At 64.9% G+C, this 13,448-nt stretch carries 9 protein-coding genes and 3 rRNA genes; all 12 read right to left on the reverse strand.

The annotated features are described in order from the left end of the window. Positions 1-80: 80 nt before the first annotated feature. Positions 81-1,253, reverse strand: coding sequence for an acetoin utilization protein AcuC (locus tag OG936_RS14955; protein WP_406495219.1), 1,173 nt, complete (start codon positions 1,251-1,253; stop codon positions 81-83). Next, entirely contained in the window at positions 1,222-2,427 is a 1,206-nt protein-coding gene (locus OG936_RS14960) for an MFS transporter (protein WP_406495221.1), read from the reverse strand. The genes OG936_RS14955 and OG936_RS14960 overlap by 32 nt, the downstream gene beginning before the upstream one ends. 42 nt (positions 2,428-2,469) lie before the next feature. Then, a complete protein-coding gene (locus tag OG936_RS14965) occupies positions 2,470-3,114 on the reverse strand; it encodes an HAD family phosphatase (RefSeq protein WP_266746925.1) in 645 nt (214 codons plus the stop codon). 72 nt (positions 3,115-3,186) lie between these two features. Continuing rightward, positions 3,187-3,303, reverse strand: a 5S ribosomal RNA gene (rrf, locus tag OG936_RS14970). 77 nt (positions 3,304-3,380) lie between these two features. Further along, a 23S ribosomal RNA gene (locus tag OG936_RS14975) occupies positions 3,381-6,505 on the reverse strand. 297 nt (positions 6,506-6,802) lie between these two features. Further along, positions 6,803-8,328, reverse strand: a 16S ribosomal RNA gene (locus OG936_RS14980). The 16S, 23S and 5S rRNA genes sit together here, the layout of an rRNA operon. Positions 8,329-9,116: 788 nt before the next feature. Next, positions 9,117-9,926: a pyrroline-5-carboxylate reductase gene (gene proC, locus OG936_RS14985; protein WP_406495223.1), complete on the reverse strand. Its 810-nt coding sequence runs from the start codon at positions 9,924-9,926 to the stop codon at positions 9,117-9,119. 69 nt (positions 9,927-9,995) lie between these two features. Beyond that, a complete protein-coding gene (locus OG936_RS14990; RefSeq protein ID WP_406495225.1) occupies positions 9,996-10,784 on the reverse strand; it encodes an ABC transporter permease in 789 nt (262 codons plus the stop codon). Next, positions 10,781-11,548, reverse strand: coding sequence for an ABC transporter ATP-binding protein (locus OG936_RS14995; RefSeq protein ID WP_406495227.1), 768 nt, complete (start codon positions 11,546-11,548; stop codon positions 10,781-10,783). Before OG936_RS14995 ends, OG936_RS14990 begins: the two co-directional genes overlap by 4 nt. A gap of 92 nt (positions 11,549-11,640) precedes the next feature. Continuing rightward, positions 11,641-12,408 carry a class I SAM-dependent methyltransferase gene (locus OG936_RS15000; RefSeq protein WP_406495229.1) on the reverse strand — a complete coding sequence of 256 codons (768 nt, stop codon included), beginning with the start codon at positions 12,406-12,408 and terminating at the stop codon, positions 11,641-11,643. A 70-nt stretch (positions 12,409-12,478) separates the two neighbouring features. Beyond that, positions 12,479-13,033, reverse strand: a complete 555-nt coding sequence (locus tag OG936_RS15005; protein WP_406495231.1) for a hypothetical protein — start codon at positions 13,031-13,033, stop codon at positions 12,479-12,481. Between the two features lie 70 nt (positions 13,034-13,103). After that, the gene (locus tag OG936_RS15010) at positions 13,104-13,427 is read right to left on the reverse strand and encodes an SH3 domain-containing protein (protein ID WP_383757076.1); all 324 of its coding nucleotides are present in this window, start codon (positions 13,425-13,427) and stop codon (positions 13,104-13,106) included. Positions 13,428-13,448: the final 21 nt, after the last annotated feature.

Below are 13,448 nucleotides of genomic sequence, written 5' to 3' on the forward strand. Positions count from 1 at the left end.
GCCCGGTTACGCCCCACAGTTGGCGTAACCCATGCTCACCACCGCACGAAACCAGCCGCACCCCGACCGCCCCGCCCGTCTCAGGCCAACAGCCCCCGCAACGGGAACGCCGCCCGCCTGGTCGCCCGCACCGCCTGGTCCACCCGGTCCGCGGGGTCGTACCCCTCCTCCCACGACTTCCAGGAAGGAATACGCCCGTCCGTCATCCGGGCCGGCCCCGGCTGCCGGGTCCTCGCGTACACCTCGTCCCGCCACGAGGCCGGAATCACCGACTCGGGATCCACCGGCGCGTGCGCGGCGATCCCCACCAGATGCGTCCAGGACCGCGGCACCACGTCGACCACCGCGTAACCGCCCCCGCCGAGCGCCACCCAGCGCCCGCCCTCCGCGTACTCGTGGGCGAGATCGTGACAGGAAGCCATCACCGCCCGCTGCGCGTCCAACGACACCGCCAGGTGGGCGAGCGGGTCCTCGAAGTGTGTATCGGCCCCGTGCTGACTCACCAGCACCTGCGGCCGGAAATCCGCCAGCAGCTCCGGCACCACCGCATGGAACGCCCGCAGCCAGCCCGCGTCCCCCGTACCGGCCGGCAACGCCACGTTCACCGCACTGCCCTCACCGGCCCCGGCGCCGGTCTCCTCCGGCCAGCCGGTCTGCGGAAACAGCGTGCGCGGGTGCTCGTGCAACGAAACCGTCAGAACCCGCGGGTTCTCCCAGAAAGCCGCCTGCACACCGTCCCCGTGGTGCACGTCCACATCGATGTACGCGACCCGCTCGGCACCCAGCTCCAGCAGCCGCGCGATGGCGAGCGCCGGATCGTTGTAGATGCAGAACCCCGCCGCGCCACCCGGCATGGCATGGTGCAGTCCGCCCGTGAAGTTCACGGCGTGCGCGGTTTCCCCACGCCACACCGCCTCGGCCGCGGCCACCGACTGCCCGGCGATCAGCGCCGACACCTCGTGCATCCCCGCGAACGCGGGATCGTCGACCGTCCCGAGCCCGTAGTTCTGATCGGCGTGCTTCGGATCCGCCGACGCAGCACGCACGGCAGCCACATAGTCCTCGCGGTGCACCAGCCGCAGCGTGGACTCGCCGGCGGGCCTGGCCGCCACCACATCCACCGCGCGGTCGAGCCCGAACGCCCGCACCAACCCCATCGTCAGAGCGAGTCTGACGGGGTCCATCGGGTGACTCTCGCCGAAGTCGTATCCCGTTACTGCGTCATCCCACATCAACTGTGCGCGGCCGCTCATGCCCGCCACCGTATCGGGCAGGTTCCGCGCCGAACGACTTGGCGTACAGGAGCGTTGCCAGGACCAGCACCATCGGTACGAGCATCGCCCCCCGGTAACTCCAGGCGTCCCCGAGCGCCCCCACGAGCGGCGACCCCACCAGGAATCCCACGTAGTTGAAGACATTCAGCCGCGCGATGGCCGTATCGCTCGCCCCGGGGAACATCCGCCCGGCGGCGGCGAACGTCTGCGGCGCGATCACACACAGTCCGAGGCCCAGCAGAGTGAACCCGAGCATCCCGACCCACGCCCCACCGGCCAGCGCCACCACAGCGAACCCGACCGCGGCCAGCACACTCCCGGACCGCACCACGGCCACCGCCCCGAATCGCCGCACCCCGAAGTCCCCGACAGCCCGCCCCAGCAGCGTCGTCACCATGTAGACGTTGTACGGAACGGTCGACACCTGCTCCGAACTCCCCAGCACGTCCTGCAGATACTTGGCGCTCCAGTTGGAGACCGTCGAGTCCCCGATGTACGCGAAGCTCATGACCAGACAGAGCGGCATCAGCAACTTGAACGAGACCGACGCAGCCCCCTTCCCCTGCCCCTCCACCGGACCCGTCTCGACGGACGCGCCCTCGGCGTACCACCGGCTCCCGATGAGCGCGACAGGCAGCAGCACGACAACCGCCGGCAGGTACGAGACCAGCAGCGACAGACCCCAGTGCGCCCCGGCCCACGCCATGGACGCCCCGGCGATCCCGCCCAGGCTGTACGAGGCATGGAACCCCAGCATGATGGAACGCCCGTACGCCCGCTGGAGGCTGACCCCCATCATGTTCATGGAGGCATCGAGCGCCCCAACGGCAAGTCCGAACACCCCGAGCGCCAGAGCCGCCTCCCACAAGGCGCTCCCGGCCCCGACCCCGAGCAGCGCAAGCAGCACCACGGGCTGCGCCCACCTCAGTACGACCCCGGGCCGTACCCGCGCGACCACCTTCTCGGTGACGACGCTGCCCACCCCGGCCAGAATCGGCACCGCGGCCAGGAACACCGGCAACAGCCCGTCGGATATCCCGTACCGGTCCTGAATGGCGGGAATCCGCGTCACGAGCAGGGCAAAGGTGACTCCCTGCACGAAGAAGCTCAACGCGAGGGAGGCTCTGCCGTGCCGCAATCGAGCATGTGTCATGGCCGCGAGCGTAGGGCCAGTTTCTACCCATGGGTAGATGGATCAGGCGAGCAATTCCCGCAGTTGACTCATGTCGGAGAAGTGCCCGGTCACCCCGGCGAGCCGGTCCGAGGGCATCATCGACGTAAACCCGTACACATCCATCCCCGCGGCCCGGGCCGCCTCCACTCCGAGCGGACTGTCCTCGATGACGACGCACCGCTCGGGAGGAACGCCCATGCGCTCGGCGGCGAACAGGAACAGATCGGGCGCCGGCTTTCCGCGCGCCACATCGTCCGCGCTGAAGATCCAGTCTTCCTCGAACCACTGGTCGATCCCGGTCTTGCGGTGCCCGACCCGGATCCGCTCATGACTCCCGGAGGACGCGACGCAATAGGCGACCCCGTCGGCGACGAGCTTCCCCAGCACGTCGTCCACGCCCGCCACCGGTTCCAGCTCCTGCTGGAAGGCCGCGAAGATCCGTGAGTGGAGCGTCTCCTCGAAGTCCGCGGGCAGCTTCTCCCCTGTCCTTTCCTCGACGAGGTCGTGCACTCGATGCACGGCAGCTCCCATGTAGTCGCGAAGGCACTCCTGGTACGAGGTGGGGTGTCCGAGTTCCGTGAGGTACTCGGACAGGATGGTGTTGGAGATCGGCTCGCTGTCCACGAGCACACCGTCGTTGTCGAAGATGACCAGTTCGTAGCGCATGGATCGAGCCTAGACGCTCCGAACGCAGAAAAGCCCCGTGCCACAAGGGCACGGGGCTTTCCCGTAAAAGGAGTTCGGCGGCGTCCTACTCTCCCACAGGGTCCCCCCTGCAGTACCATCGGCGCTGAAAGGCTTAGCTTCCGGGTTCGGAATGTAACCGGGCGTTTCCCTAACGCAATGACCACCGAAACACTATGAAATTAACCAACACCGGAACAACACGGCCGTTCGTTATTTCAGAACAAACACAGTGGACGCGAGCAACTGAGGACAAGCCCTCGGCCTATTAGTACCAGTCAGCTCCACCCGTTACCGGGCTTCCACATCTGGCCTATCAACCCAGTCGTCTACTGGGAGCCTTAACCAATCAAGTTGGTGGGAATACTCATCTCGAAGCAGGCTTCCCGCTTAGATGCTTTCAGCGGTTATCCTTTCCGAACGTAGCCAACCAGCCATGCCCTTGGCAGAACAACTGGCACACCAGAGGTTCGTCCGTCCCGGTCCTCTCGTACTAGGGACAGCCCTTCTCAATATTCCTACGCGCACAGCGGATAGGGACCGAACTGTCTCACGACGTTCTAAACCCAGCTCGCGTACCGCTTTAATGGGCGAACAGCCCAACCCTTGGGACCGACTCCAGCCCCAGGATGCGACGAGCCGACATCGAGGTGCCAAACCATCCCGTCGATATGGACTCTTGGGGAAGATCAGCCTGTTATCCCCGGGGTACCTTTTATCCGTTGAGCGACAGCGCTTCCACAAGCCACTGCCGGATCACTAGTCCCGACTTTCGTCCCTGCTCGACCCGTCGGTCTCACAGTCAAGCTCCCTTGTGCACTTACACTCAACACCTGATTGCCAACCAGGCTGAGGGAACCTTTGGGCGCCTCCGTTACTCTTTAGGAGGCAACCGCCCCAGTTAAACTACCCATCAGACACTGTCCCTGATCCGGATCACGGACCCAGGTTAGACATCCAGCACGACCAGAGTGGTATTTCAACGACGACTCCACAACCACTGGCGTGGCCGCTTCAAAGTCTCCCACCTATCCTACACAAGCCGAACCGAACACCAATATCAAACTATAGTAAAGGTCCCGGGGTCTTTCCGTCCTGCTGCGCGAAACGAGCATCTTTACTCGTAGTGCAATTTCACCGGGCCTATGGTTGAGACAGTCGAGAAGTCGTTACGCCATTCGTGCAGGTCGGAACTTACCCGACAAGGAATTTCGCTACCTTAGGATGGTTATAGTTACCACCGCCGTTTACTGGCGCTTAAGTTCTCAGCTTCGCCGACCCGAAAGTCGGCTAACCGGTCCCCTTAACGTTCCAGCACCGGGCAGGCGTCAGTCCGTATACATCGCCTTACGGCTTCGCACGGACCTGTGTTTTTAGTAAACAGTCGCTTCTCGCTGGTCTCTGCGGCCACCCCCAGCTCGGAGAGCAAGTCTCCTCACCAGTGATGGCCCCCCTTCTCCCGAAGTTACGGGGGCATTTTGCCGAGTTCCTTAACCATAGTTCACCCGAACGCCTCGGTATTCTCTACCTGACTACCTGAGTCGGTTTAGGGTACGGGCCGCCATGAAACTCGCTAGAGGCTTTTCTCGACAGCATAGGATCATCCACTTCACCACAATCGGCTCGGCATCAGGTCTCAGCCTTAACGTGTGACGGATTTACCTACCACACGGCCTACACCCTTACCCCGGGACTACCACCGCCCGGGCTGGACTACCTTCCTGCGTCACCCCATCGCTTACCTAGTACAAGTCTGGTTCGTCGGCTCCACCACTACCCTCAACTCCGAAGAGATCGGGCCGGCTTCACGGACTTAGCATCGCCTGATTCAGTATTGGGCGTTTCAAAGCGGGTACCGGAATATCAACCGGTTGTCCATCGACTACGCCTGTCGGCCTCGCCTTAGGTCCCGACTTACCCTGGGCAGATCAGCTTGACCCAGGAACCCTTAGTCAATCGGCGCACACGTTTCTCACGTGTGTATCGCTACTCATGCCTGCATTCTCACTCGTGAACCGTCCACAACTCGCTTCCGCGGCTGCTTCACCCGGCACACGACGCTCCCCTACCCATCCCAGCAGGCGTTGGCCCTATACGCTGGAATGACACGACTTCGGCGGTACGCTTGAGCCCCGCTACATTGTCGGCGCGGAATCACTTGACCAGTGAGCTATTACGCACTCTTTCAAGGGTGGCTGCTTCTAAGCCAACCTCCTGGTTGTCTCTGCGACTCCACATCCTTTCCCACTTAGCGTACGCTTAGGGGCCTTAGTCGATGCTCTGGGCTGTTTCCCTCTCGACCATGGAGCTTATCCCCCACAGTCTCACTGCCGTGCTCTCACTTACCGGCATTCGGAGTTTGGCTAAGGTCAGTAACCCGGTAGGGCCCATCGCCTATCCAGTGCTCTACCTCCGGCAAGAAACACACGACGCTGCACCTAAATGCATTTCGGGGAGAACCAGCTATCACGGAGTTTGATTGGCCTTTCACCCCTAACCACAGGTCATCCCCCAGGTTTTCAACCCTGGTGGGTTCGGTCCTCCACGAAGTCTTACCTCCGCTTCAACCTGCCCATGGCTAGATCACTCCGCTTCGGGTCTTGAGCGTGCTACTAAAACGCCCTATTCGGACTCGCTTTCGCTACGGCTTCCCCACACGGGTTAACCTCGCAACACACCGCAAACTCGCAGGCTCATTCTTCAAAAGGCACGCAGTCACGACTGTTGCTCCGAAGAACAACAGCGACGCTCCCACGGCTTGTAGGCACACGGTTTCAGGTACTATTTCACTCCGCTCCCGCGGTACTTTTCACCATTCCCTCACGGTACTATCCGCTATCGGTCACCAGGGAATATTTAGGCTTAGCGGGTGGTCCCGCCAGATTCACACGGGATTTCTCGGGCCCCGTGCTACTTGGGTGTCTCTTAAACGAGCCGTTGATGTTTCAGCTACGGGGGTCTTACCCTCTACGCCGGACCTTTCGCATGTCCTTCGCCTACATCAACGGTTTCTGACTCGTCTCACAGCCGGCAGACTATGAAAAAGAGATCCCACAACCCCGCATGCGCAACCCCTGCCGGGTATCACACGCATACGGTTTGGCCTCATCCAGTTTCGCTCGCCACTACTCCCGGAATCACGGTTGTTTTCTCTTCCTGAGGGTACTGAGATGTTTCACTTCCCCTCGTTCCCTCCACACTGCCTATGTGTTCAGCAGCGGGTGACAGCCCATGACGACTGCCGGGTTTCCCCATTCGGACACCCCCGGATCAAAGCTCGGTTGACAGCTCCCCGGGGCCTATCGTGGCCTCCCACGTCCTTCATCGGTTCCTGGTGCCAAGGCATCCACCGTGCGCCCTTAAAAACTTGGCCACAGATGCTCGCGTCCACTGTGCAGTTCTCAAACAACGACCAGCCACCCATCACCCCGCTCCGAAGAACAGGTTCACTGGGGCCGGCAACTGAAGGCGACCTCACGGCCGTACCCTCAGATACCCAACAACGTGCCCGACCCGACCGGTCATCCCCACGTTCCACGCCGAAGCAGTACTAGTGAACAACAACCTGTCGTGCCGAATAGTCAACGTTCCACCCATGAGCAACCACCGTCGAACATTTGCCGACGTAGTGGCCTCTGACCAGGCAAGCCCGGTAAGAAGTGCTCCTTAGAAAGGAGGTGATCCAGCCGCACCTTCCGGTACGGCTACCTTGTTACGACTTCGTCCCAATCGCCAGTCCCACCTTCGACAGCTCCCTCCCACAAGGGGTTGGGCCACCGGCTTCGGGTGTTACCGACTTTCGTGACGTGACGGGCGGTGTGTACAAGGCCCGGGAACGTATTCACCGCAGCAATGCTGATCTGCGATTACTAGCAACTCCGACTTCATGGGGTCGAGTTGCAGACCCCAATCCGAACTGAGACCGGCTTTTTGAGATTCGCTCCGCCTCGCGGCATCGCAGCTCATTGTACCGGCCATTGTAGCACGTGTGCAGCCCAAGACATAAGGGGCATGATGACTTGACGTCGTCCCCACCTTCCTCCGAGTTGACCCCGGCAGTCTCCTGTGAGTCCCCATCACCCCGAAGGGCATGCTGGCAACACAGAACAAGGGTTGCGCTCGTTGCGGGACTTAACCCAACATCTCACGACACGAGCTGACGACAGCCATGCACCACCTGTACACCGACCACAAGGGGGGCACCATCTCTGATGCTTTCCGGTGTATGTCAAGCCTTGGTAAGGTTCTTCGCGTTGCGTCGAATTAAGCCACATGCTCCGCTGCTTGTGCGGGCCCCCGTCAATTCCTTTGAGTTTTAGCCTTGCGGCCGTACTCCCCAGGCGGGGAACTTAATGCGTTAGCTGCGGCACCGACGACGTGGAATGTCGCCAACACCTAGTTCCCAACGTTTACGGCGTGGACTACCAGGGTATCTAATCCTGTTCGCTCCCCACGCTTTCGCTCCTCAGCGTCAGTAATGGCCCAGAGATCCGCCTTCGCCACCGGTGTTCCTCCTGATATCTGCGCATTTCACCGCTACACCAGGAATTCCGATCTCCCCTACCACACTCTAGCCTGCCCGTATCGACTGCAGACCCGGGGTTAAGCCCCGGGCTTTCACAACCGACGCAACAAGCCGCCTACGAGCTCTTTACGCCCAATAATTCCGGACAACGCTTGCGCCCTACGTATTACCGCGGCTGCTGGCACGTAGTTAGCCGGCGCTTCTTCTGCAGGTACCGTCACTTTCGCTTCTTCCCTGCTGAAAGAGGTTTACAACCCGAAGGCCGTCATCCCTCACGCGGCGTCGCTGCATCAGGCTTTCGCCCATTGTGCAATATTCCCCACTGCTGCCTCCCGTAGGAGTCTGGGCCGTGTCTCAGTCCCAGTGTGGCCGGTCGCCCTCTCAGGCCGGCTACCCGTCGTCGCCTTGGTAGGCCATCACCCCACCAACAAGCTGATAGGCCGCGGGCTCATCCTTCACCGCCGGAGCTTTCAACCCCGTCCCATGCGGGACAGAGTGTCATCCGGTATTAGACCCCGTTTCCAGGGCTTGTCCCAGAGTGAAGGGCAGATTGCCCACGTGTTACTCACCCGTTCGCCACTAATCCACCCCGAAGGGCTTCATCGTTCGACTTGCATGTGTTAAGCACGCCGCCAGCGTTCGTCCTGAGCCAGGATCAAACTCTCCGTGAATGTTTTCCCGTAATCGGGACAACACAACACGAGAGCGGAACGATCAGCCGGAATAAGACCGATCGTTCACAGCGTCCTCGCTGTGTAATTGCCTACCGGAACCGTGAGGCCCGGCAGGACTTTCAAAGGAACCACCAACCTGCCGAAGCAGGCCGGGGTATCAACATATCTGGCGTTGACTTTTGGCACGCTGTTGAGTTCTCAAGGAACGGACGCTTCCTTTGTACTCACCCGCAGAACATTCTCTGGGGCTTTCCTCCGGGCTTTCCCTTCGGTCTTGCGTTTCCGACTCTATCAGACTCTTTCGTGTCCGATTCCCGGTCGAAGCGGGTTCGCTTTCCAGTTCTTCGCTTTCGCGTTTCCCTTTCCGGCGAGTCCGACTCTATCAGATCCTTTCGGGCCTGATTCCCAGTCAGCGGGGTTCGTCTTCCCGGCCGTTGGGCCGTTCCGACGAGTGAGACTTTAGCGAATCCTGGGCCTCGACGCTAATCGGGGCCGTGTTCCTTCGAACGCGGATTCCTCATTTCGCAAATGCGCACAGAAAGTCGGGCGACAGATGTCGCTGACCGATGTGGTTACTGCGGAATGGCTGTCCGGGGACCGACCGGAGTCGGCGCTCACGTCGGACAACTCGGAGCACACTACGGATGTGGGCGTGTCGTGTCAACTCCGGCCGGGCCGGTGACTCGGGCGTGGGCGCGAACCCACCGCCGTGGCGTTGCACAGCGGTGGGTTCGCGAAGGTGGTGCGCAGCAGATGTAGGGGGTGGGCGCGGGGCCTGCTGCCCGTCAGCCGTTGCCGGAGGCGAGTTCGCGGCTGCGGTCGCGAGCGGCTTCGAGGGCGGCGATGAGGGCGGCGCGTACGCCGTGGTTCTCCAGCTCGCGGATGGCGCTGATGGTGGTGCCGGCCGGGCTGGTGACGGCCTCGCGGAGCTTGACCGGGTGTTCGCCGCTGTCGCGGAGCATGACGGCGGCGCCGATGGCGGCCTGGACGATCAGCTCGTGGGCCTGGGCGCGGGGCAGGCCGAGCAGGATGCCCGCGTCCGTCATCGCCTCGACGAGGAAGTAGAAGTACGCGGGGCCCGAGCCGGAGAGGGCGGTTGCCGCGTCCTGCTGGGACTCGGGCACGCGCAGGGTCTTGCCGACGCCGCCGAAGATCGCCTCTGCGGCGGCGAGGTGCTCGGTGGTGGCGTGACTGCCCGCGGAGATGACGGACATGCCCTCGTCGACGAGGACGGGGGTGTTCGGCATGACGCGTACGACCGGGGTGTTCGCCGTGAGGCGGTCCTCGATGAAGGCGGTCGTGATGCCCGCGGCGGCGCTGATGACCAGGCGGTCGGCGGATACGTGCTCGGCGAGTTCGTCGAGGAGCCGGGCCATGTCCTGGGGCTTGACCGCGAGGATGAGGATGTCGGCGCGCTTGGCGGCCTCGGCGTTGGTGACGGAGTCGACGCCGTAGCGGTTGTGGAGTTCCTCGGCGCGCTCGGAGCGGCGGGTGGTGACCAGCAGGTTCGCCGGGCGCCAGCCTGCCCGGATCATTCCGCTGAGCAGGGCCTCGCCGATCTTGCCGGTGCCGAGGACTGCAACTGTCTGGGTCATGTGGTTCACCCTCCGGGCGGTACTCGCGGTGCTCGGTGCTCGTGTCCGTCATCCTCGCACCGGGGCCGGTCAGGCGGTACGTCGGCGGAGCGTGGCCGCGCCGAGGGTGAGGACGAGGAGCGCGCAGCCCGCGACGACCAGGACGTCGCGGACGAAGTCGCCGGTGACGTCCGTGTGGTGGAGGACCTCGTTCATGCCGTCGACCGCGTACGACATGGGCAGGACGTTCGAGATCGCTTCGAGTGCGGGTGCCATCCGGTCGCGCGCGGTGAACAGTCCGCAGAGCAGGAGCTGCGGGAAGATCACCGCCGGCATGAACTGGACGGCCTGGAACTCGGATGCGGCGAAGGCGGAGACGAAGAGGCCGAGTGCCGTGCCGAGGAGCGCGTCGAGCAGGGCGACGAGGAGCAGCAGCCACGGGGAGCCGGTGACGTCCAGGCCGAGTGCCCAGACCGAGAGTGCGGTGGCCAGGAGGGACTGGACGATGGCGACGGTGCCGAAGGCGAGGGCGTAGCCGCCGATGAGGTCGCCCTTGCCGAGCGGCATGGCGAGGAGGCGTTCGAGGGTGCCCGAGGTGCGTTCGCGCAGGGTGGCGATCGAGGTCACCAGGAACATCGTGATCAGCGGGAAGATGCCGAGGAGCGAGGCGCCGATGGCGTCGAAGGTGCGGGGGCTGCCGTCGAACACGTACCGGAGCAGCGTGATCATCACGATCGGGATCAGGAGGAGCAGCGCGACGGTGCGCGGGTCGTGGGTGAGTTGGCGCAGGACGCGGGCGGCGGTGGCGAGGGTGCGGGCCGGGCTCAGGGGTGGTGTGGCCGGGCGGGGGTGGGAGCCGGGGTTCGGGTGCGTGCTCATCGGGCGGTCTCCTGACGGATGGCGGCCTTGTCGACCAGGTGGAGGAATGCCTCTTCGACGGTGGCGGCGCGGGCAGCGGTGCGCAGTGCCTCGGGGGTGTCGTCGGCGAGGATCTCGCCCTCGCGCATGAGGAGCAGCCGGTGGCAGCGCTCGGCCTCGTCCATGACGTGGGAGGAGACGAGGAGTGTGGTGCCGCGGTCGGCCGCGAGGGCGTGGAAGAGGTTCCACAGGTCGCGGCGGAGGACCGGGTCGAGGCCGACGGTCGGTTCGTCGAGGACCAGGAGTTCGGGCGTGCCGAGCAGGGCCACGGCGAGGGAAACGCGGGTGAGCTGGCCGCCGGAGAGGGTGCCGGCGAGGGCATCGGCGTGGCTGGTCAGGTCGACCTCGGCGATCGCGCGGGTGACGGCGGTCCGGCGTGCGTCGCGGTGCCTGCGGCCCGGCTGGAGGATCGCCGCGAAGTAGCCGAGGTTCTGTCGGACCGTCAGGTCGGTGTAGACGGACGGGGCCTGGGTGACGTACCCGATGCGCGGGCGGAGCGTGGGGGCGCCCGCGGGGCTGCCGAGCACGTCGAGGGTGCCGGTGACTTTGGCCTGGGTGCCCACGACGGCGCGCATCAGGGTGGATTTGCCGCAGCCGGAGGGGCCCAGGAGGCCGGTGATTCTGCCGGGTTCGACGGTGAAGTCGAGGCCGCGGAGGACGGTGCGGTTGCCTCGTACGACGGTGAGGCCACGGGCCTCGATGGCGGGGCCCGGGGAATTCATCATGCGATGAATTTTGATCCTGGCGTGTCCCTTCGTCAAGGGGGCTGGTGATGGTGGGGCTGGGGTGCGGGTGGCGGGGGCGGGGGTGGGGTCGGCTACGGACGGATCGCCACGCTCAGGTCGACCACGTAACTCTCCTCGACCGTGCCGTCCGGGAAGAGCTCTGCCAGCTGGTCGCGCTCCTCGGTGAGGAACCGGCGTGCGGGTTCCTCACCGAGGACGAGGAAGGCGGAATGGCTGCCGAGGTTGGCGAGGTGGGTGTCCAGGGACACCCGTCGGGTCCAGGGCACCGTGCGGTGTACGAAGTCGAACTCGGACGGCAGGTCGCGGAGGGGCGCGGACGAGCCGTGGGCACTCTCGCCTGCGCCGAAGAAGCGGCGCAGCCGGGCGTCCTGCTCGGCGATCCAGGGGACGGAGTGGTCGGAGACGTTCCACCAGAGGGCGAGTGCGCCGCCGGGTCGCAGGACGCGCAGGGCCTCGGAGGCGGCGCGGCTCCGGTCGGTCCAGTGCCAGGACTGGGCGTACGTGATCAGGTCGGCCGATGCGGTGGCGAGGGGGAGGCGGTTTCCGTCGCCGCGCACGACCGGTACGTACGGGAGTGCCCGGTGCAGCTCTTCCGCCATGCCGGGGCCCGGTTCGACCGCGGTGACCCGGGCGCCCCTCTCGTGGAGGAGCCGGGTGGCGATGCCCGTGCCCGCGCCGACGTCGATGGTGCAGGCGCCGCGCAGGGGACGGCCGGACAGGTTCTCGACGGTGTCGAAGAGGGCGGGCGGGTAGCCGGGGCGGGCCGCGGCGTACTGGGCGGCCGCGCGGTCGAAGGAGAGGGCGCGGGGCGGAGCCGGTGTGGGATCGGAGGGAGGCATGGGGCCATCGTGCCCCCCGCGCGGCGGGCCGATGCCCAGACCTGCGGGGACCCCCGGTGCGCGTGGGGTGCTACTTGCGCTTGGGACGCTTGCCCTTGGTGGTCTTGCGGGCGGCCGGGTTGCCGGTGCGGGCCGAGCGGCGCTTCGTGTAGCGGGCGAGTGCCTCCTCGTACTCCGTGCGGCGCAGCTGTTCGCCCGGTGCCTCCTTGAACGTACGGAGGAAGTACGCGAGCAGCGAGCCGACGAAGCCGATCGTCTTGAGGCCACGCAGGTTCGCCTCGCGCGCCGGATCGGCCGGGCGGCTGCTGAATCCTTCCCAGGTCCTGCGGAAGGCGACGGCGCTGCAGATGGCGAACATCAGGACGACCAGGATGCCGACGAGGTTGCCGACGTCGGCGATCTCCAGCCCCTGGAAGGCGAAGCGGAGTACGAAGCAGGCGGCGGCCGCGGCGGCGAGGGAGCCGACCGCGGCCCCGGTGCGTCGCAGCCCGTAGCCCCCGTCGTGGTCGACCCAGGTCGTACCGAAGAAGAGCAGGGGCTCGGGCTGCGGGCCGGCCGCGGTGGAGCCGGGCGTGTCGCTGCCGGACCTGTCGCCGGTGCCGGGGGCTTCGCTGTTCTCGCTCACGAGGTCGATTATCCCCGGGCGGGCCGCGGTCCCGGGTGCGGTCCCCCGGTCGCGGCCCTCGCCGTGCCGGTCAGTCGCAGCGCGGGGCGATGTATCCATCGCTGCCCGTGTGGACGTAGGCGTCCGACACGAACTGGCCGTTGGCGATGTTGTCCCAGATGTTCGAGGTGCCGTACGGGCCGGTGACCCGCTCCCCCGGCTTCTGGCAGTAGACCGCGACCTTCACTCCGTACGGCAGTGTCCTGACGATGCCGTACTGGGTGCCCGGTCCCGTGCGAACGTTGACGCGGTAGCCGGGCGCGATGGGGTACCTGGTGACGTCGGCGGTGCCGGCGAGCGTGGTCACGCCCTCGGACGCGTCGGCGGTGCTGTCGATGTGCTCTTCCGAGGCCATGAGGCCCTCCCCCGTTGAGAG

The sequence above is a fragment of the Streptomyces sp. NBC_00846 genome (assembly GCF_045207325.1).
In the GTDB taxonomy this organism is placed as follows: domain Bacteria; phylum Actinomycetota; class Actinomycetes; order Streptomycetales; family Streptomycetaceae; genus Streptomyces.